This is a genomic window from Cumulibacter manganitolerans (assembly GCF_009602465.1).
In the GTDB taxonomy this organism is placed as follows: domain Bacteria; phylum Actinomycetota; class Actinomycetes; order Mycobacteriales; family Antricoccaceae; genus Cumulibacter; species Cumulibacter manganitolerans.
In genome coordinates this window covers 23,171-42,038 of sequence record NZ_WBKP01000014.1, presented here as the reverse complement: position 1 = coordinate 42,038, position 18,868 = coordinate 23,171, and the positions used below count along the sequence as shown (strand labels likewise).

Annotated in this window: 18 protein-coding genes; 8 read left to right on the top strand and 10 right to left on the bottom strand. The window is 72.8% G+C overall.

Translation table 11 applies throughout. The features are described from left to right. Positions 1–17 precede the first annotated feature (17 nt). From F8A92_RS07465 to F8A92_RS07455, 3 genes are all read left to right on the top strand, one after another. On the top strand, positions 18–641 hold the full coding sequence (locus tag F8A92_RS07465) for a TetR/AcrR family transcriptional regulator (protein WP_153504537.1): 624 nt from the start codon (positions 18–20) through the stop codon (positions 639–641). 98 nt (positions 642–739) lie between these two features. Further along, the gene (locus F8A92_RS07460) at positions 740–1,429 is read left to right on the top strand and encodes a histidine phosphatase family protein (protein WP_153504536.1); all 690 of its coding nucleotides are present in this window, start codon (positions 740–742) and stop codon (positions 1,427–1,429) included. Further along, positions 1,426–2,151 carry a maleylpyruvate isomerase family mycothiol-dependent enzyme gene (locus tag F8A92_RS07455; protein WP_153504535.1) on the top strand — a complete coding sequence of 242 codons (726 nt, stop codon included), beginning with the start codon at positions 1,426–1,428 and terminating at the stop codon, positions 2,149–2,151. Before F8A92_RS07460 ends, F8A92_RS07455 begins: the two co-directional genes overlap by 4 nt. Positions 2,152–2,160: 9 nt before the next feature. Here F8A92_RS07455 and F8A92_RS07450 read toward each other — a convergent pair whose 3' ends face one another. Further along, positions 2,161–3,165 (bottom strand): aldo/keto reductase, encoded by a 1,005-nt coding sequence (locus F8A92_RS07450; RefSeq protein WP_153504534.1) that lies wholly within the window; start codon positions 3,163–3,165, stop codon positions 2,161–2,163. 103 nt (positions 3,166–3,268) lie between these two features. Between F8A92_RS07450 and F8A92_RS07445 the strand changes: the two genes are divergently transcribed. Continuing rightward, positions 3,269–4,303, top strand: coding sequence for a TIGR03557 family F420-dependent LLM class oxidoreductase (locus F8A92_RS07445; RefSeq protein ID WP_228389284.1), 1,035 nt, complete (start codon positions 3,269–3,271; stop codon positions 4,301–4,303). Continuing rightward, positions 4,300–4,959: an HAD family hydrolase gene (locus F8A92_RS07440; RefSeq protein WP_153504533.1), complete on the top strand. Its 660-nt coding sequence runs from the start codon at positions 4,300–4,302 to the stop codon at positions 4,957–4,959. The genes F8A92_RS07445 and F8A92_RS07440 overlap by 4 nt, the downstream gene beginning before the upstream one ends. A 44-nt stretch (positions 4,960–5,003) precedes the next feature. Here F8A92_RS07440 and F8A92_RS07435 read toward each other — a convergent pair whose 3' ends face one another. After that, positions 5,004–5,669, bottom strand: coding sequence for a nitroreductase family protein (locus tag F8A92_RS07435; RefSeq protein ID WP_153504532.1), 666 nt, complete (start codon positions 5,667–5,669; stop codon positions 5,004–5,006). 88 nt (positions 5,670–5,757) lie between these two features. Between F8A92_RS07435 and F8A92_RS07430 the strand changes: the two genes are divergently transcribed. After that, positions 5,758–7,362, top strand: coding sequence for an AMP-binding protein (locus F8A92_RS07430; protein WP_153504531.1), 1,605 nt, complete (start codon positions 5,758–5,760; stop codon positions 7,360–7,362). Positions 7,363–7,445: 83 nt separating this feature from the next. Here F8A92_RS07430 and F8A92_RS07425 read toward each other — a convergent pair whose 3' ends face one another. Both F8A92_RS07425 and F8A92_RS07420 read right to left on the bottom strand, forming a co-directional pair. Next, positions 7,446–9,065, bottom strand: a complete 1,620-nt coding sequence (locus F8A92_RS07425) for a GTPase (protein WP_153504530.1) — start codon at positions 9,063–9,065, stop codon at positions 7,446–7,448. Further along, positions 9,062–10,798: a GTPase domain-containing protein gene (locus tag F8A92_RS07420; RefSeq protein ID WP_153504529.1), complete on the bottom strand. Its 1,737-nt coding sequence runs from the start codon at positions 10,796–10,798 to the stop codon at positions 9,062–9,064. Before F8A92_RS07420 ends, F8A92_RS07425 begins: the two co-directional genes overlap by 4 nt. A gap of 101 nt (positions 10,799–10,899) precedes the next feature. Between F8A92_RS07420 and F8A92_RS07415 the strand changes: the two genes are divergently transcribed. After that, positions 10,900–12,756 (top strand): Na+/H+ antiporter, encoded by a 1,857-nt coding sequence (locus tag F8A92_RS07415; protein WP_153504528.1) that lies wholly within the window; start codon positions 10,900–10,902, stop codon positions 12,754–12,756. Positions 12,757–12,946: 190 nt separating this feature from the next. Here F8A92_RS07415 and F8A92_RS07410 read toward each other — a convergent pair whose 3' ends face one another. From F8A92_RS07410 to F8A92_RS07395, 4 genes are all read right to left on the bottom strand, one after another. Beyond that, positions 12,947–13,465, bottom strand: a complete 519-nt coding sequence (locus F8A92_RS07410) for a ferritin (protein WP_153504527.1) — start codon at positions 13,463–13,465, stop codon at positions 12,947–12,949. 513 nt (positions 13,466–13,978) lie between these two features. Continuing rightward, on the bottom strand, positions 13,979–15,364 hold the full coding sequence (locus F8A92_RS07405) for a TIGR01777 family oxidoreductase (protein WP_153504526.1): 1,386 nt from the start codon (positions 15,362–15,364) through the stop codon (positions 13,979–13,981). A 112-nt stretch (positions 15,365–15,476) separates the two neighbouring features. Further along, the gene (locus F8A92_RS07400; protein WP_153504525.1) at positions 15,477–16,109 is read right to left on the bottom strand and encodes a PaaI family thioesterase; all 633 of its coding nucleotides are present in this window, start codon (positions 16,107–16,109) and stop codon (positions 15,477–15,479) included. Positions 16,110–16,231: 122 nt separating this feature from the next. Beyond that, complete coding sequence (locus F8A92_RS07395; protein ID WP_228389283.1) at positions 16,232–16,918, bottom strand: EcsC family protein; 687 nt, start codon at positions 16,916–16,918, stop codon at positions 16,232–16,234. 81 nt (positions 16,919–16,999) lie between these two features. Here F8A92_RS07395 and msrA point away from each other — a divergent pair, with 81 nt between their 5' ends. Continuing rightward, a complete protein-coding gene (gene msrA / locus F8A92_RS07390) occupies positions 17,000–17,659 on the top strand; it encodes a peptide-methionine (S)-S-oxide reductase MsrA (protein WP_228389282.1) in 660 nt (219 codons plus the stop codon). Between the two features lie 36 nt (positions 17,660–17,695). Here msrA and F8A92_RS07385 read toward each other — a convergent pair whose 3' ends face one another. Both F8A92_RS07385 and F8A92_RS18565 read right to left on the bottom strand, forming a co-directional pair. Beyond that, complete coding sequence (locus F8A92_RS07385; protein ID WP_194291400.1) at positions 17,696–18,508, bottom strand: sulfite exporter TauE/SafE family protein; 813 nt, start codon at positions 18,506–18,508, stop codon at positions 17,696–17,698. A 146-nt stretch (positions 18,509–18,654) separates the two neighbouring features. Beyond that, positions 18,655–18,831, bottom strand: coding sequence for a hypothetical protein (locus tag F8A92_RS18565; RefSeq protein WP_194291399.1), 177 nt, complete (start codon positions 18,829–18,831; stop codon positions 18,655–18,657). Between the last annotated feature and the right edge of the window lie 37 nt (positions 18,832–18,868).

The window sequence follows — 18,868 nt, the reverse complement described above, 5'->3', positions numbered from 1 at the left end:
CCGTCCGCGGCCCACCGATGACGACCGACCGCAGCCCGGGCCGGCGTCCGGGCGAGAGCACGGCACGCGAGGACCTGCTCGCCGCGGCCCGCGCCGAGTTCGGCGCGGCGGGATTCGACAAGGCGACGCTGCGGTCGATCGCCGCACGCGCGGGCGTCGACCCGGCGATGATCAAGCACTACTTCGGCTCCAAGCAAGGGCTGTTCGCCGCGGCGGTGGAGCTGCCGTTCGATCCGGGAGCGATCGTCGCGGACGTGCTCCGCGGCGATCGCGACCAGCTCGGCAACCGGCTGGCCGCGACCTTCCTGACGATGTGGGACTCGGCCGGCGGCGCTGCGGCGACGTCCACCGTGCGCACGGCGGTCGGCTCACCCGAGGCCGGTGCCGCCCTGCACGACTTCCTGATCAACCGGGTGATGCGGCACGGCTTGACCCAGCTGATGGGCTGGACGCCGGAGGCCCGCTGGCGCGCGTCGCTCGTCGCCTCGCAGCTGGTCGGGCTGCTGGTCACGCGGTACATCGTGCCGTTCGCCCCGCTGGCCGACGCCGAGGTCGACGAGGTGGTCCGCGGGGTCGGTCCGACGCTGCAGCGCTACCTCACCGGTGACCTGGGTGCAGTCCCGCGGACCGGGGGCGGCTGAGCACCGCGCTTTCTCCCGTTGTGTTGTGCCTACTCCGGGCGACGTCGCCCGAAGCGGCAACAACACAACGGGGAGGCTGCGACGGCTAGGGTTGGCGGATGGCCATCGCGCAGCGTCCGCAGCGGATCATCCTGGTCAGGCACGGCGAGAGCGAAGGAAACATCGACGACTCGCTATATGAGACGGTGCCCGATCACGCGCTGCACCTCACCGAGCTCGGCCGCCGGCAGGTGGTCGACGCCGGACGGCGGCTGCGCGACCTGATCGGCGGCGAGTCGCTGCGAATGTGGGTCTCGCCGTACGTGCGGACCCAGGAGAGCGCGCGGCTGCTCGACCTCGGCGTCGACCCCGACGACATGCGGCTGGAGCCGCGGCTGCGCGAGCAGGACTGGGCGAACTTCCAGGACCCGGCGCAGATCGCCCACGAGAAGCGGCTGCGCAACGAGTACGGGCACTTCTGGTACCGCTTCACCCACGGGGAGTCCGGCTCGGATGTCTACGACCGCGTATCGACCTTCCTCGAATCACTGCATCGCAACTTCGACGATCCGGACATGGAGCGCAACGTCGTGATCGTGACGCACGGGCTGACGATGCGGCTGTTCTGCATGCGCTGGTTCCACTGGAGCGTCGAGTACTTCGAGTCGATCTCCAACCCCGAGAACGGCACGTACGTCGTCCTGAACAAGCAGCCCGACGACCGCTACCGGCTCAGCGCGCCGTTCGAGCAGTGGGATCGCGGGCTCACCCCGAGCCGTCGCGAGCGCAGCTCCTGGGAGGGCTCATGACGACGCTCACGCCGGCGGCCCTGGTCCGCGGCAGCCTCGACGGCCAGCGAGAGGCGATGCGGCTGGTGGCGGCGCTGCGCGACGAGCAGTACGGCGAGCCGTCCCGCCTGCCGGGCTGGACCCGCGCGCACGTCGTCGCGCACCTCGTCGGCAACGCCCTCGCGCAGACGCGGCAAGTCGAGTACGCGCTGCGCGGGATGCAGATCGAGGTCTACACCGGCGGCCAGCAGGCCCGCGACAGCGACATCGAGCGCCGGTCCGGGCTGCCGCCGGCCGAGCTGGCCACGCTGCTGCGCGACGCGCACGCCGGCTGGGAGAGGGCCGTGGCACACGTGGACGCGGACCTGGCGGCGGCGCCGGTGGCGTACCGCGACGGAACCGTCGCCGACGTGGTTGCGGGCCGGTGGATGGAGTCGCTGGTGCACGCCGTGGATCTCGGGCTGCCGACCTACACCTGTCTGGACTGGGGCGCCGACTTCAGCGAGCTGCTGATCGGCTATGTCCGCGTGCGGCTGCCCACCGATCAGAGCGTGCGGCTGGAGGCGACGGACACGCCGTACACCGCGACCTTCGGCGGCCCCGGGCCGGAGGTGCGGCTGCGGGGGCGCCTCGGCGCGCTCGCAGGGCTGCTGGCCGATCGCGGCACGCCGGGCGCGGTCGCGTCGCTCGCCGCCCCGCTGGCCGAGCTCGGGCCCTACCCGCGCGGCTCGGTGCGACGCTGAGCCCGCGCGCTACCGCGCGGGCGTCGGGACCGGCGCCTTCTCCCGGCCCACGATCGGGAAGATGTCCTCGATCGCCGCGATCACCTCGTGCTCGAGCTCGACGGTGCCCGCCTGCGCGTTGTCGCGGACCTGCTCGGGACGAGTGGCTCCCGCGATGACCGACGTCAGTCCCTCGCGGGCCAGCAACCAGCCGAACGTCGCCTGCAGCATCGTGAGCCCGACCTCGTCGCACAGCTTCTGGAACTCCTGCAGCTGCTCCCAGTTCGCGGCGTCCAGGGCCTCGGGGCGCAGCGTCGTGAGCCGGGCACCCTCCGGGCGGTGGTCCTCGGTGTACTTCCCGGTCAGCAGGCCGTTGGCGAGCGGGAAGAACGGCAGGAACCCCATGCCCGCGCGCAGCACCTCCGGCAGGACGCCGGTCTCGGCGTCCCGCACCAGCAGGGAGTACTCGTTCTGCGCGGAGGTGAAGGGGCGCAGGCCGTGCGACTCGGCGATCTCGTTGGCCTCGACGAGCTGCTCGGTGGAGAAGGTGGTGTGCCCGATGTGGCGCACCTTGCCCTCGTCGATCAGCTCGTTGAGGGCGAACAGCGTCTCCGCGATCGGGACGTCGGGGTCGGGGTTGTGCATCTGGAAGAGGTCGACGTAGTCGGTCTGCAGGCGCCGCAGCGAGCCCTCGAGGGCGTTGCGGATGTAGGTGCGACCGCCCTTCGGCCCCCAGACGTCGGCGCCGTGCGTGTGCACCTGCTGGTGACCGAACTTCGTCGCGATGACGACCTTCTCGCGGTCGTGCGCCTTGAGCGCCTCACCCATCAGGGTCTCGCTGGTGCCGGGCGGGTTGCCGTACATCTCGGCGGTGTCGAAGAACGTGATACCGGCGTCCACCGCGGCGTCGATGACCGCGCGGGTTCCCTCGAGGGTCTCGGTGGCCGTCCCCTTGCGGCTGAAGTTGTTGCAGCCGAGCCCGACGACGCTGATCTCCGGCCCGATCTCGCCGAGCCGACGGTGTGCAATCTGCATCCGGACACCCTACCCAGCACCGGCGCCGGGCGACTGCGGACCGTGGCGAGCCGCACGCCGCGCCCGCCGACCCGCGTAGGGTTGCCCACGGGTCACGAGACCGGTGAGCAGCCACCGCACGCACCCCTATCTCCGGGAGGGCATCATGCCCCGTTTCGGCTATTTCCTCTCCGCCGAGGACCACGCCCCTGGCGAGCTCGTCGAGCAGGCGGTGCTCGCGCAGGACGCCGGGTTCGAGTCGTTGTGGATCAGCGACCACTTCCATCCCTGGAACGACGAGCAGGGGAACGCGGCGTTCGTCTGGACGATGATCGGCGCGCTCGCGCAGGCGACCGACCTGCCGGTGACGACGGCGGTGACCTGCCCGACGGTGCGGGTGCACCCCGCGATCGTCGCGCAGGCCGCCGCGACCAGCGCCGCACTGCTCGGCCCCGGCCGGTTCACGCTCGGCCTGGGCTCGGGCGAGGCGCTCAACGAGCACATCCTCGGCGACCCGTGGCCGCACGCCGAGCGTCGTCTGGCGATGCTGGAGGAGGCCGTCGGCATCATCCGCGCGCTGTGGACCGGTGAGGTCGTGTCGCACTCCGGCGAGTTCTACACGGTCGACTCGGCACGCCTCTACACGCTGCCCGAGCAGCTCCCGCCGATCTTCCTGAGCTCGTTCGGGCCGAAGTCGCTCGAGCTGGCCTGCCGGATCGCCGACGGCTTCGTGTCGGTGCAGCCGGACGCCGACTCGGTCGCCGCCTTCCGCGACGCCAAGGGGCCGCAGGCACCCACCCAGGCCGGGTTCAAGTCGTCGTACGCCGCGACCCGGGACGAGGCCGTCGACCACATGCACCGCCTGTGGCCGAACGACCTGCTGCCGGGCGAGCTGCCGCAGGTGCTGCCGTCCCCCCAGCACTTCGAGCAGGCGGCGCAGCTGGTCACCCGCGACATGGTCGCCGACGGGCCGGCACCGCTGGGCCCGGACGCCGAGACGCACCTGGCCGCGTTCGCCCAGTACGTCGACGCCGGGTTCGACGACATCCACGTGTCCAACGTCGGGCCGGACTACCGGGGCTTCTTCGCGCTGTACAAGAACGAGGTGCTGCCCGAGCTGGCCCGTCGCCACCCGTCGAGCCCGGGGGCGGCGCGATGAGCGAGCCGCGCGGGCTGCTGCTGGACGTCGACGGGACGCTCATCGACTCGAACTGGCAGCACGCCCTGGCCTGGTCGCAGGCGCTCCAGGAGAACGGGTACTACGGGATCCCCACGGCGACGGTGCACCACGCGATCGGGATGGCCAGCGACCGGCTGCTGACCTCGCTGATCGGCTCGGTCGACGACCGGGTGACCGACCGCCATGACGAGCTCCTCGCGGGGATGGCGCCGCACGTGGCGGCGCTGCCCGGTGTCGCCGACCTGCTGCAGGAGGCCGCCCAGGCCGGTTTCGCGACGGTCCTGGTGACCAGCGCCGACGAGCACGACCTCGAGTGGATGCTGCCGCTCATCGGCGGCCGCTCGGCGGCGAGCCTGGTGGTGACCTCCGCCGACGTCGACGAGTCCAAGCCCAGCCCCGAGCCGTTCGTTGTCGCGCTGCGCAAGGCCGGCCTGCCCGCGCAGCGCTGCACCGTCGTGGGCGACAGCGTGTGGGACATGCGCTCGGCCGTCGAGGCCGGCGTGCCGGCGATCGGGCTCACCTGCGGCGGCACGCCGGCCGCCGAGCTGACCGAGGCGGGCGCGGCGGCGACGTACGCCGACCCGGCCGCGCTGCTCGAGCAGCTCCGCACGCGGGGTCCGCACCTCCTCGACTGAGCGCGCCGGCGCGGGTGACCGGCGCACACGGGTCCGGGCCGACCTCAGCCCTGCGCCGGCGCCCACGGCTCGCCGAAGCGTTCGGCGCACGCCATCTCCGCCACCGGGGCGCGGGTGATCGGCCCGTGGCCGCCGCCGACCGGATACCCGAGCGGGATCAGCGCCGAGGTCCCCCACTCCTCCGGGATGCCCAGCAACCGCTTGACCTCCGGCTCCGAGCGGCAATGCAGGGTGGTGAGCGTGCAGCCGATGCCCTCCTCGACGCAGGCCAGCATCAGGTTCTGCACGGCCGGGTAGAGGGACGCGCCGCCGGTCACGCTCGGGCGGTCCTGCCCGGCGTCGGTGAACGCCATCCGCCGCGGGTCGAAGCAGCAGACCAGCAGCACCGGCGCCTCGTGCATGTGGGCGGCCAGGTAGTGCCCCGCCTTGATCATCTTCTTGGCCGCGTCCTGGGTCTCCTCCGACTGCCCCGGCGTACGGATCGCCCGGCCCTGGGCGATGTAGTCGTCCCACGCCGGACGGTACAGATCCGCGAGCGCCTTCTTGGTCCGCGGGTCCTTCACGACGATGATCCGCCACGCCTGCGCGTTGCCGCCGGACGGCGCCCAGGTCGCCGCCTGCAGCAACCGGCCCAGCACGCCGTCCGGGATCGGGTCGGGACGCAGCCGGCGTACCGCACGTAGCGTGCTCATCGCGTCAGTCAGTTCCATCGGCGCACTCCTGGTGTGGGTTGACGCAGTGAACCGCGTCATAGTTAATACAGCGAACCTATCGAAGCCCCGCCCAGTTGGAGTGCCCATGTCCTGGCAGAACTTGCTCACCCGCGTCGACAACTACGACGACCTGTGGTCCCAGGTGGACTTCGAGACCCTGGAGATCCCCGAGCACTTCAACATCGCCGCGGCGATCCTCGAGGGCCGCGACCTCGCGCAGCGGGCGATCACCGAGGTGTACGCCGACCGCTCGCACCGCGACTTCACGTACGGCGACCTGCAGGAGCAGGCTCACCGCCTGGCCAACGCGCTGCGGGAGCGCGGCGTCGGCCGCGGTGACGTGGTGATGGTCATCAACCCGCAGTCCTTCCACACCGCCACCGCCTTCCTCGCCGCCTGGCGGATGGGCGCGATCATCCTGCCCGTGTCGACGCTGTTCGGTCCCGAGGCGCTGGACTACCGCTTCGCGAACTCCGAGGCCAAGGCGGTGATCACCTTCGCCGCGCACGCCGAGAAGGTGCGGGAGGGCATCGGCGAGCGGGACGTCGCGCTGCTGGTGATCGGCGGCGAGGGCGAGGAGAGCTTCGAGGGCGCCGTCGCGGCCGCCTCGCCGGACCTGACCCCGGTCGACACCCTGGCCGAGGACCCTGCCTTCCTGGTGTACACCTCCGGCACGACGGGGCATCCCAAGGGCGCGCTGCACGCGCACCGCCAGGTGTACGGGCAGATGCCGCTGATCGAGGCCTGCTACGACTTCCTGCCGCAGGAGGGCGACGTATTCTGGTCGCCGGCCGACTGGGCATGGATCGCCGGGATCATGTGCATCATGTGCCCGGGGCTGCTGTACGGCGTCCCGGTCGTCGTCGATCGCACGGAGGGGTTCGATCCGGCGCGCTCGGCGTGGCTGATGCGCGAGTTCGGGGTCACGATCAGCCTGCTGCCGGCGACGGCGCTGCGCGGTTTCCGCGCCTCCGGCGTGCCCGGCGGCGACTTCTCGATGCGGGTGATGATGTCCGGCGGCGAGCCGCTCGGCGCGGAGCTGCGCGGTTGGGCCCAGGACTACTTCGGCGGCGACATCAACGACGCGTGGGGGCAGACCGAGATGAACGGCTTCGTGCTGCACTCCTCGAAGGTCTACCCCACCAAGCCGGGGGCCGGCGGCCGTCCCGGACCGGGCAACACCATCGCCGTGGTGGACGACGACTTCAACCCGGTGATCGGCCAGGTCGGCCAGGTCGTCGCGCGCCGTACGCCGCTGGTGATGCTGGAGTACTGGAAGAACCCCGAGGCCACCGCGGCGAAGTTCCGGGACGGCTGGCTGCTGTCCGGGGACCTCGGCGTGATGGACGAGGACGGCTACCTCTGGTTCCAGATGCGCAACGACGACGTCATCAACGCCTCCGGGTACCGGATCGGCCCCACCGAGATCGAGGACTGCCTGTGCGCGCACCCGGCGGTCGCGCTGGCCGCGGTGGTCGGCGTGCCCGACGAGAAGCGCGGCGAGGCGCCGAAGGCGTTCGTCGTCCTGCGCGCCGGTGAGAGCGGCACGCCCGAGCTCGCCGACGAGCTGCGCCGGCAGGTGCGCACCCGGCTGGCCGCGCACGAGGTGCCGCGCGAGGTGGTGTTCGTCGACGACCTGCCGCGCACCGCGACCGGGAAGATCCTGCGCCGCGAGCTACGCGGCCGCTGAGGGACCGTTCTGCGGTGCAGTAGTGCACGGTATCGGCCGGATATCGTGTGCTACTCCACCGCAGAACCGCCGGGCTCCGGGGCTCAGCGGCCGGCGACGTCGAGCAGCTCGCGGGTGCGGCGGTGCTCGGCCAGGATGTGCCGCACCGGCGCCATGATGTGGGTGCGCGCGGTGCCGGCGATCGCCGCGTGCAGCAGCGCCCGGACCCGTTCCCGGCGCCGCCGGGCGCCGACCGAGGCCAGGACGCGCTGCGCCGCGGTGGTCAGCAGGCCGAGGACCACCCCCGCGGCGAGCAGCAGCGTCGGGTACGGCACCGGGCCCCACGCGGGCGTCTCGACGTGCAGCTGCAGCCAGCCCAGGACGACGAGGACCACCAGCCAGACCAGCCCGGCGACCGCCGCCAGCGCGAAGCACCACTGCAGCACCCCGACGACGCTCCACCAGATCGGCTTGCGAAAGCCGAGCGGCGTGCCCAGGACGGCCTGATCCAGCTGGTCGGCGAGGCTCGAGTGGTCGGGGACGGCGACCCGCTCGACGTCCTGCGCCCACCGCAGCGGCAGCCCGTCGGCGGCCCGGTCGGCCAGATCGCGCGTCGCGAGGTCGACCGCGGAACGCTGGGCGGGGGTCGCCTGCGGGAGCGACGAGCGGCCGAGCGCGGTCCGGACGTCCTCCGCCTGCGCCCCGGCGCCGGCCGCGGAGCGGTTCAGGCCGAGCCGGCCCAGGGGGTGGGGGCGCAGCCGCCGCAGCCACTTGGTGAACGGCCAGCCCGCCCGCGCCGTGGCCTGCGCCAGATAGTCGCGGCGTACGGCGTCCAGCACGACCGGGACGCCGGCCGCCCTGGCGAGCGCGTCGACGAGCCGGTCGTCGGCGTCCTCGCCGAGCGACCGTTCGGTGTCGCCGACCCCGCCGCGCAGCTCCTCGGCGGCGGCCCGCACGTCCGAACGCATCCGGGCCTCGGCGGCGGCCCGCGACCGGGCGATCTCGGTCAGCATCGCCATCAGCCGGTCGACGCCGCCGCCGGCGCTCGCGGACGTCGGCAGCACCTGCACGTCGCGTACGCCGTCCCCGGTGACCAGCCGGTGCAGGTCCGCGACGGTCTCCTCGACCTGCTCGCCGGTGAGCCGGTCGGCCTGGTTGAGCACCACGACGGTCTTCGCGTCGTGCCTCGACAGCGCCTTGATGTACTGGTCGTGGATCACCGCGTCGGCGTACTTCTGCGGGTCCGTCACCCAGACGAACACGTCGGCGAGTGCCAGCACCCGATCGGCCTCGGCCCGGTTGCGCAGCTCGCGCGAGTCGAAATCGGGCAGGTCCAGCAGCACCAGACCGTCGCGCGGGCCCGGCTGCTGCTCGACCTGGTGGCGCGCGCCCACCCCGAGCCAGTCGAGCAGCTCGGCCGCCGAGCCGGGACCCCAGGTGGCCGCCGTGGCGGTCGACGTCGTGGGACGTCGGACGCCGGCGCGCGCCACGTCGGCGCCGACCAGCGCGTTGAACAGCGACGACTTGCCGCTGCCGGTCGCACCGGCGAGCGCGACCACGGTGTAGCCGGCGCCGAGCGCGGAGCGTTCGCCGATCTTGCGCACGGTGCTGCGCGCCCGGTCCGCGGCCGCCGGGTCGAGCCGCGCCCCACCGATCTCGAGGGCCTCGGCGAGGGCGTCGCGGCGCTGCTGCAGGCCGGCGTCCGCGCGGCGCCGGCGGGTCACCGCGCCGCCTGCACGTCGGACGCCGCCGCGGTGAGCTCGCCGGCGAGCTGCCGATCGACCCCGAGTGCCAGCAGCACGTCGTCGTACCGCCGCTGCTCGGCGAGGTAGAGCTGCTTGGTCTTCTCGACCAGGGTCGTGCGGGCCTTGGCGGCCAGCGTGCGGACGGCCTGGTCACCGAAGATCGCCTCCAGCAGCCGTTGCGCCAGCACCGCCGACCCGCCCGCGATCCCGACCTCCGCGCCGGACAGCCCGGCGGTCGACATGAACACGACGAGCATCAGCAGCACGGCGACGCCGTTCACGCCGAGCGCGAGGAAGCGGGCCGTGGAGCGCTTGGGACCGGCCTCGGCACGAACCATCTCCAGCAGCTCGCTCTGCCACTCGCGCACCAGGGCGTCGACCCGCTTCGTCAAGTCCTCGCTGGAGCGGGAGAGGCCCGGGTGGTCGGCGAGGAGGTCGCCGCCGCCGGGCAGCGTGCGCCACTGCCGGCTCGTCGTCGAGGCGGCTCCCTGGGCCTGGGCGGTGATGAGGGCGGCGACGCCGGTCTGCAGCGCCTCGCCGAGCCGCTCCGCAGGCACCTGGTTCGCCCTCCCACGAAGCATCCCGCTCAGCCGGTCGCGGATCCGGCCGACGCCGGACTCGATCTGGCGGAACAGCTCACCGGTGCCGACCAGCTCGTGCCACCGGCCGAGCACCTCACCGCGCAGCAGGGTCCCGTCCGCCATCCCGGCGATGACGCCGTCGACCGCTTCCCCGTAGGCCTTCCACGAGCTGTCGTGCAGGCTCTGCAGCGCGGCGTCCTGTTCGCGCGCGGCGCTCGACAGGGCGGTGCTGCGCGCGGACAGCGAGTCGAGTGCGCCGGTCAGCGTCTGGCGGATGACCTGCGCGCGCGCTTTCGCGTCGTGCGCCAGGCCGCCGAGCCAGTCGCGCAGCGGCTGGATCTCGCCGACCGGCAGCAACCCGTCCGCACCCAGCCGGGCCTCGCTCACGGTGAACACCGGTGCGCTGCCCAGCCCCTGCTCGCGCAGCATGCCGGCGAGGTGGTCGCGGATCTCGGCCACCGCGTCGGTCGGGACCCGGTCGAGGACGATCGCCACCGAGGTGCCGCGCGCCGCGGCCTGGCGCAGCAGCTCCCACGGCACCGCGTCGGCGTACCGCGCGGCCGTCGTGACGAACAGCCACAGGTCGGCGGCGCTCAGCAGCTGGCGGGCGAGGTCGCGGTTGGCCTGTACGACGGAGTCGATGTCTGGTGCATCGAGCAGCGCGATCCCCTGCGGGACGGCGCCGGTAGCAGCCAGCCGGACGGCGCCCGGGTCGTCGTCCGGCCCCTGCGCCCCGGTCAGCCGGCCGAGGCCGGGCAGCACCCGGTCGTCGCTGAACCAGCGCTCGTCGGCCGGGTGGTGCACCAGCACCGATGCGCGGGTGGTCGGGCGCAGCACGCCGGACCGGGAGACGACGCGGCCCACGAGGGAGTTGACGAGCGTCGACTTGCCGGCGCCGGTCGACCCACCGATCACCGCCAGCAGCGGCGCGTCGAGCGAGGACAGCCGGGGCAGGACGTAGTCGTCGAGCTGGTCGAGAAGCTGCCGCCGCTCGGAGCGGGCCGCTGCGATCGCCGGCAGCTCCAGGGGCAGCCGGACGCGATCGACGACTGCGCGCAGGCGTCGGACGGCGTCCAGCAGGCGCGCCCCCTCTGGCTCCCCGCGCTGGGGGCGGTGCTCCGGAGTGCTCACGGACGCAGCTCCTCTCGTCGGGGCGGCTCGCCGGGCGCGTGGGCCGACGCTGCCTGGAACACTACTGAAGTCGCCCTTCGCCCGGCGGCCATAATCAGCGCATGCATGTAGTGGAGTGGCTGGTCGCCTTCGGCGCAGTCATCGTCGCCGGCACGTCGATCACCGGGCGGCTGCGCGTTCCCCCTCCGCTGCTGCTCGTCGCGGCCGGGGCGGCGGCGTCCTACGTCCCCATCGTGCCGCGGGTGGAGCTCGATCCGGAGCTGATCCTGCTCGGGCTGCTGCCGCCGCTGCTGTACGCCGCGGCGATCGGCGCCTCGCTGACCGACTTCCGCGCCGAGAAGCGGCCGATCGCGATGCTGTCCGTCGGGCTCGTGGTCTTCACGGCCCTCGCCGTCGGCGCGATCGCGTACTGGTTGCTGCCGATCCCGCTCGCCGCCGCCTTGGCCCTCGGCGCCATCGTCGGTCCGCCGGACGCCGTCGCGGCCTCCGCGGTGGCCCGCCGGATCGGGCTGCCGCGGCGAGTCGTGACGATCCTCGAGGGCGAGTCGCTGCTCAACGACGCCACCGCGATCGTCCTGCTGCGGCTGTCCATCGTGGGGATCACCGGCGTCGTCACCTTCGGCGAGGTGGCCCTGTCGTTCGCCGTCTCGGTGGTCGGCGGCGTGCTCATCGGCTGGGTCGTCGCGCGGCTCTCCGGCTGGATGTACCGGCACGCCGCCGGCCCGGTGCATGCGACGGCGGCGTCCCTGCTGGTGCCGTTCATCGCGTACGTCCCCGCGGAGCTGATCCATGCCTCCGGCGTCGTCGCGACGGTCGTCGCGGGGCTGCTGACGGCCTACCGCGCGTACCGCGAGCAGTCGCCCGCGATCCGATCGACGCTGGGCCAGACGTGGAAGACCATCCAGTTCGTCCTCGAGAACGCCGTCTTCCTGCTGATCGGGCTGCAGGTGCACCCCGTCATCTCCGCGGTCGCCTCGTCGTCGCTGGGCTGGCCGCGGGTGCTGCTGGCGTGCGGCGCCGTCCTGCTGACCGTGCTGCTCGCCCGGCCGCTGTGGCTCAGCGGATACCGGCTGCTGCCGAGCAAGCGCCGTCCGCTGCCCGCCCGCGACACGGCCGTCACGGCCTGGGCGGGGATGCGCGGCGTCGTGACCCTCGCCGCGGCACTGGTGCTGCCACAGCAGACGCCGCACCGCGAGGTGCTCATCTTCGCCGCGATGGTGGTCACCGCCGGCACCCTGCTGCTGCAGGGGCTGAGCCTGCCCTGGGTCGCGCGGCGGCTCGGCGTGCGGGGCCCGATCGCCACCGAGGACGCGCTGCAGCAGGCGCAGATCACCGAGTCGGCAGCCGCCGCGGGCATCCGGGCGCTGGACGACGCGATCGCGGCGGGCGCCCTGACCGTCTCCGAAGACCTCGGCGAGGAACTGCGGACCCAGGCCCGGCAGAAGACCTACCGGGTCTGGGAACAGCTGGGGTCGACGTCCGAGACCCCGAACGAGCTGCGCCGCCGGGCGCGGCTGCTGATGATCCAGGCCGAACGCGACGAGGTCCTGCGGATCCGCGATGCCGGCGGCGCCGATCACGAGGTGCTCCAGCAGGAGCTCGCCGGGCTGGACGTCGAGGAGACGATCCTGCAGGCGGTCACCGACTACACCGAGCAGCTGCGCGGCTCGACCCTCGCGACACCCGCCGTCGTCGCGGGCGAGTGCGCGCACCTGCAGGCGAGCGCGCTGGCCGACTGCCCGGTCCCGACATCGCGGATCTGCGAGGACTGCGTGCGCGAGGGCACCGAGCCCGTGCACCTGCGGGTGTGCATGGCCTGCGGCAATGTCGGCTGCTGCGACTCGTCGGTCGGCACCCACGCGACCCGGCACTTCCAGCGCACCGGGCATCCGGTGATGCGCAGCTTCGAGCCGGGCGAGCTGTGGCGCTGGTGCTACCTCGACGAGACCCTCGGCTGACCCGAGCCGGAGCCCCAGGCCGGGCCCGGGCGCGGCGAGCCGGTCGGTCGCTGTGACGGCCCTCGACGACCGAGCCCCCACGAGCGGGCGGACCTGCGCCCGACAGAACGTCGCCCTGCAGGAGCGCTGGCCACTCGGGGTGGACTGCACGCCTGCAGGGCGACGATTTCCGGAATCTCTCGCGCTGCGATCAGCCCTGGCTGTCCTCGGTCGTGCGGGTCGGCCGCGAGCCGAGCTCGGAGTCCAGCCGCAGCAGGCCGGGGCCGTCGTCGTTGATCAGCTTGATCCGGTCGACGATGTCGCTGACCGTGGACTCCTCCTCGATCTGCTCGGTGAGGAACCAGTTCAGCAGCGGACGCGAGTCGAGGTCGCCGTCGGCCTCCGCGGTGCGGTACAGCGTGCGGATCGACTCCGAGACCTTCTGCTCATGCGCGAGCGCGGCCTGGAACGCCGACAGCGGGTCCTCGACGTTGGTCGGCGGCGGCTCGATCGTCCCGATCGACGGGTGGTTGTCGCGGTCGACGAGATGGTCGATGAACTTGTTGGCGTGCACGATCTCCTCGTCGGCCTGGTGGCGCAGCCACGCCGCCATGCCGGGGAGGGCGAGGACGTCCATCTCGATAGCGAGCTGCCGGTACACGATCGACGCCTCGAACTCGAGGGTGATCTGGTCGCAGAATGCCTTCTCAAGCGGGGTCTTCATCTTCATGCCCCGATCGTAGGGGAATCGGCCGCCCCGGGGACGGTGGTCCCGCGCGACCGAGCGGCGGCTCACGGCGTCTCGACGTCGCTGCGCCTATCGGCTCCGCTCGCTCGACGACCGTGGGGCAGCAAGCCGGCGCCGTGGACAAGCACCGTCGGGAGCGGACCGGCACCGGCCGACGGTCCGCGATGGGGCGGTGGTCCCGCGCGACCGAGCGGCGGCTCACGGCGTCTCGACGTCGCTGCGCCTATCGGCTCCGCTCGCTCGACGACCGTGGGGCAGCAAGCCGGCGCCGTGGACAAGCACCGTCGGGAGCGGACCGGCACCGGCCGACGGTCCGCGATGGGGCGGTGGTCCCGCGCGACCGAGCGGCGGCTCACGGCGTCTCGACGTCGCTGCGCCTATCGGCTCCGCTCGCTCGACGACCGTGGGGCAGCAAGCCGGCGCCGTGGAGAAGACACCGTGGGGCAGCAAGCCGGCGCCGTGGGAAGACACCGTAGGGCAGCAAGCCGGCGCCGGCTAGCGGGCCAGCACGTGGCGCAGCGCCGGCTCGAGGTCGGGATAGCCGAACTCGTAGCCCCAGCCGCGGACCTTCTCGCTGGACATCCGCTGCCCGGCGAGCGCGAACTCCTCGGCCGCGTCGGCGCCCAGCAGCACCCGCGGCCCGAGGCGCGGGACCCGCAGCAGCGACGGACGATGCAGCACCCGGGCGAGGATCCTCGAGTACTCCTCGTTGCGCACGATGCCCGGAGCCGCGGCGTTGACGGGACCCTCGAGGCCGTCGGTGAGCGCGGCGTGCCCGTAGATGCCGAGCAGGTCCTCGATGGCGATCCACGGCATCCACTGCGCGCCGCCGCCCAGGGGGCCGCCGGCGCCGAGGCGGAACAACGGGGCCTGGATGGCGAGCTGGCCGCCGGCCGCCGACTGCACGATGCCGGTGCGCACGTTGACCACCCGGACCCCGGCGTCCCGGGCCGGCTGGCAGGCCGCCTCCCACTCGCGGCACACCTCGGCGAGGAAGCCGTCGCCGGCGGGCATGTCCTCGGTGAGCCACTCGTCACCGCGGTTCGGGCCGTAGTAGCCCGAGGCGGACGAGCTGATCAGCGCCCGCTGCCGACCGTCGCCGGCGAGGGCAGCGAGCGCCTCCGCGAGCAGCCGGGTTCCGTCGCGGCGGGAGGAGAGCACCCGCTTCTTGTGGGCCTCGGTGAACCGCCCCGCGACCGGTTCCCCGGCGAGGTGGATCACCACGTCGACGTCGCGCAGCTGCTCGGCGTCGAGCTCGCCGCGCGCGGGATCCCACCTGATGTCGTCGCCGCTCCCCGAGCCGCGGGTCACCCGCCGTACGTCGTGTCCCCCGCCGCCCAGGAAGGCGACGAGCTGGGTGCCGACCAGCCCGGTGGCGCCGGTGACGGCGATGGTGCGCGGCGTCGGGTGGGCGGCGTGGAAGTCGAGGTCGAAGCGCAGCTGGCGGTCGCGGTACCCCCAGGCCTTGGACAGCTCGCGCAGCGCGACCCGTTCACCGAACCCGGCCGCCGGTCCGACCGCGGGGAACGGCAGCTCGAAGGTGATCTCGTCGTGGATGACGGTGCCGCCGCCGGGGGCGTCCCGGAACAGGTGCTTGTGATGCCACGAGTGCATCGGCCCGGACTCCATGACGTCCTCGAACTTGTTCGGCCGGTCGTAGCCGAGGTGCCGCGCCTTCCAGGTGATACCGGCCTGCCCTACCGTGCCGGGAATCGACATCCGCAGCACGGCCTGCTCCCCGTTGCGGACGCCGTTCGGTGCGCTCTTCACCCGGCCGAGCGTGGGTGGGTTGAGCCGGACGAGCGCGCCGGGACGCTCGTGCCACTCGAAGACGTCCTCGCGGGGGTGCGGAAGTGTGGTCTCGTGCTCGAACCGGGCCATCAGCCCTCCCATCGTCAACCGCCAGTATCACCGGTCCGCGCCGGGACGCGCCACCGGTACGGCCGCCGCCCCGAGGCTTGCGCGGGAGGGGCAGGCCGGCCTCGGAACCGGGCTAGCCTCCGGGCTTGAGCGCGACGAACAGTGCCTCGGCCTCGGCCGTCGTGCGGCCGTCGGCGTCGGCGATCCGGCCGGTGACGAAGGTCTTGCGTCCTTCGATCCGGTCGACCCATGCCTCGACGCCCAGCTCGGCCATCAGTGGGCTGGGCCGACGGTAGGTGACGTTCAGATAGGCGGTCATCCGCGGCGTGTCGGTGAACGCGGGGACCATCCCCATGACCTGGTCCAGCAGCATCGCGATGACACCGCCGTGGATGTGCTCCGGCGGCCCCTCGTAGGGCGCGCCCAGGCTGAACCGGGCCGCGGCTCGCTGGTTCTCGTAGTCGCGATGGATCTGCAGCGGTTGGGCGAACGCGTTGCGCCGACCGTCCACCGGATTGGCCGGGTTGCCGCCCCACTCGTCCGCGCCCCGCACCCGACCGAGCGACCCGGGATGCGCGTCGACCAGGAGCTCCCGAGACACCCCGCGTAGCCGAGCGGTCAGCGCCTCGACCTCCGCCGCGGCGATTCTCGTGCGCACCGTGGCGTCGAGCAGCTCACGAACGGCATCCGCCAACCCGTCGTACACGTCGGGGCGGTGCAGCGCAGGGGTGTCGATCTCGTCGATCTCGTCCTGGATCGCGCTCATCATGCTCCTCCTATCGGCCTCGATCCACGGCAAGTATCGAGAACGGGTTCTGGCGCATGTATATCTGCCGTGACCGGCCGTCCGGCCGTCGGGTTCGCCGACGGATCGATTCGGCGACGGCGTCAGCTCTGGATCACCCGCTGGGTGAGCTCGCGCGCGGCGTACTTGCCGATCTGGCGCGTCGTCCACGAGTCGGTCGCGCCACCGACGACGCCACCTAGCACGGGAACTCGCTTGCCGATCATCGTGACGGTCGACCGCCCGGCGGCCCGGGCGATGATCTCGCCGGTCACGGCGGCCGAGATGCGGTCGGTTGTCGCCTGATCGAGCGCCGGGCCGGTCGCGATGGCGCGCGGGCGCGACGGAAGCTGCTTGTCCTTCTCCAGCGCCCGCACCGCCTTGGCGCCGAGCATCGTCGCGAACACGGCGGTGCGCACGTGCGGGTCGGCGAGGTCGTAGCCGCGCAGATGCGCGATCTCCGCGACCATCCGGCACTGGATGAGCGCGATTCCGGCGATGTTGGTCGGCACCAGCACCGCCATCGAGGCCAGTCCGCCGATGTTGGTGACGAACCCTTCCGCGGCAGCCATCCGGACGTGATCGCCGATGACGTCGTCGATCGCCCGCTCGACGTCCCCGTGCGCCTTCTGCAGCCTGCGGTCGGCGTCCTCGGCAGCGCCCTTGAGCGGGCCGACCCCGTCGACGGCCTTGCCGAAGGCCGCGCGCATGAGCCCGGCGGCCTTGTCCGGCGCGGCCTTCTTGATGGCCGGTGCGACGACCCTGCTCATCACGATGTCCCGTACTCCCATGAAGCCTCCTTCGTCCGCAGCGATTCTGTCATCGTTCCGCGCTCCGGGCAGGCGTCTTGGTCTGGTCGTACGCTGGATCGCATGATGATGTGGGGCGCTAGGCCGACGATGGTGACCGAGGACGAGGCCTTGCCGGGGCGGATGTCCTACCCGTACGCCGTGCCGCACGAGCATGCCGTCATCGAGGGAGCGCCGCTGGAGGCGCCGTGGCCCGCGGGCAGCGAGGTGGCGGTGTTCGGCATGGGCTGCTTCTGGGGGGTCGAGCGGATCTTCTGGCAGCTGCCGGGCGTGCTGTCGACCTCCGCCGGGTACGCCGGGGGGTACACGCCGTACCCCACGTACGAGGAGACCTGCACCGGGCGCACCGGTCACGCCGAGGTCGTCCGCGTCGTGTTCGACCCGGCGCAGATCTCCTACGAGCAGCTGCTGAAGACGTTCTTCGAGAACCACGACCCGACCACGAAGTGGCGGCAGGGCAACGACGTCGGCACCCAGTACCGGTCGATCATCCTGGTGGGCTCACCGGAGCAGGCGGCCACCGCGGAGCGGGTGCGCGCGGCGTACCAGCAGGAGCTGACCAGCCGGGGGTACGGCGAGATCTCGACCGAGATCGAGCCGTTGCGCGAGTACTACCTGGCGGAGGACTACCACCAGCAGTACCTGCACAAGAACCCCGGCGGCTACTGCAACCACGGCTTCAACGGGGTCTCCTGCCCGGTGGGGCTGCCCGGCCAGGACTGAGGCTGCGCAGCCGTCGCCGACGCGGACGGCGGCCGATCAGAACAGGCCGGGGATGCTGCGCGCGGCGGTGTACAGCGCGACCGCGATGAGCAGCACCGCGAACGCGCGGGTCAGGTGCTGGGGGGAGACCCGGCCGGCGATGCGGCCGCCGAGGAGGCTGCCGACGATCGCGACGCCGGTGAACACCGCGATCACCGTCCAGTCGAGGTGGACGCCGCCGGCGGCGCGGGCGATCAGCGCCGTGCCGCTGTTGACGGCGATGACCAGCAACGAGGTGCCGACCGCGACCGGCATGGAGAAGGACAGGGCGAGCACCAGCGCCGGGACGAGCGCGAACCCCCCGCCGACCCCGAAGAACCCGGTCAGCAGGCCGACCGCCGTAGCGGTCAGGACGACCTTCGCGACGCGCGGCCACGCGATGGTGAACGGCTTCCACGTGAGCATCGGCGCAGCCGTGCCCGTGGCGTGGGCATGACCGGTGTCGGTGGCTCGCCGGCGAGTGCGATGCAGCATGAGGACCGCGACCACGAGCATGAGCGCGGCGAAGGCGGTCAGCAGCACGGCCGGGGGTACCAGGCCCGACGCGGCGGCTCCCGCGAAGGAGCCGGCGACGCCGAGGATGCCGAAGACCAGCCCCTGCCCCACCCGGACGTTGCCGCGGCGAGCGTGCGGGATCAACGCAATCAGCGACGTGAGACCGACGATGACGAGGGAGGCGGTGGTGGCCTGCCGGGCGTCCTGGCCGAGCAGGTAGACCAGCGCGGGGACGGTGAGGATCGACCCTCCGCCGCCGAGGGCGCCCAGCGACAGGCCGATCAGCAGCGCTACGGGCAGGACGAGCGGTGACACGAGGGGATCGCTCCTTGTCTGGTGAGATACGGCAGATGCAGCGGGCGAGGTGGGGCGCGCCACGGGCGGCGTCGCCCATGGCGATCGGGGCAAGGCGGCACCGCCGGCGCGCGGGCCGGTAGCCCGCTGCGCCGGCGGTGGGTGGGTCAGCGGCCGAAGAGCCGAGACATGAATCCGCCGCCGGCGGCGGCGTCCTTCTGCTCGACGGTGTGGCCGGGGCAGCGGTCGGCGCGGGGGACGCCGGCCATCACCTGGTCGACGTGCTGGCCGCAGCCGGCCCAGGTGGTCTTGCCGCAGACCTTGCAGGTAGCGGGACGGCACATGAGAGTTCTCCTTCGTGGTGGGTGTTGCGGGAAAGGT

Bases quoted from the DNA above. Each gene is read 5' to 3' on its own strand.
- F8A92_RS07465 (WP_153504537.1), top strand. From the start codon at position 18: ATGACGACCGACCGCAGCCCGGGCCGGCGTCCGGGCGAGAGCACGGCA.
- F8A92_RS07460 (WP_153504536.1), top strand. From the start codon at position 740: ATGGCCATCGCGCAGCGTCCGCAGCGGATCATCCTGGTCAGGCACGGC.
- F8A92_RS07455 (WP_153504535.1), top strand. From the start codon at position 1,426: ATGACGACGCTCACGCCGGCGGCCCTGGTCCGCGGCAGCCTCGACGGC.
- F8A92_RS07450 (WP_153504534.1), bottom strand. From the start codon at position 3,165: ATGCAGATTGCACACCGTCGGCTCGGCGAGATCGGGCCGGAGATCAGC.
- F8A92_RS07440 (WP_153504533.1), top strand. From the start codon at position 4,300: ATGAGCGAGCCGCGCGGGCTGCTGCTGGACGTCGACGGGACGCTCATC.
- F8A92_RS07435 (WP_153504532.1), bottom strand. From the start codon at position 5,669: ATGGAACTGACTGACGCGATGAGCACGCTACGTGCGGTACGCCGGCTG.
- F8A92_RS07430 (WP_153504531.1), top strand. From the start codon at position 5,758: ATGTCCTGGCAGAACTTGCTCACCCGCGTCGACAACTACGACGACCTG.
- F8A92_RS07415 (WP_153504528.1), top strand. From the start codon at position 10,900: ATGCATGTAGTGGAGTGGCTGGTCGCCTTCGGCGCAGTCATCGTCGCC.
- F8A92_RS07410 (WP_153504527.1), bottom strand. From the start codon at position 13,465: ATGAAGATGAAGACCCCGCTTGAGAAGGCATTCTGCGACCAGATCACC.
- F8A92_RS07405 (WP_153504526.1), bottom strand. From the start codon at position 15,364: ATGGCCCGGTTCGAGCACGAGACCACACTTCCGCACCCCCGCGAGGAC.
- F8A92_RS07400 (WP_153504525.1), bottom strand. From the start codon at position 16,109: ATGAGCGCGATCCAGGACGAGATCGACGAGATCGACACCCCTGCGCTG.
- F8A92_RS07395 (WP_228389283.1), bottom strand. From the start codon at position 16,918: ATGGGAGTACGGGACATCGTGATGAGCAGGGTCGTCGCACCGGCCATC.
- msrA (WP_228389282.1), top strand. From the start codon at position 17,000: ATGATGATGTGGGGCGCTAGGCCGACGATGGTGACCGAGGACGAGGCC.
- F8A92_RS18565 (WP_194291399.1), bottom strand. From the start codon at position 18,831: ATGTGCCGTCCCGCTACCTGCAAGGTCTGCGGCAAGACCACCTGGGCC.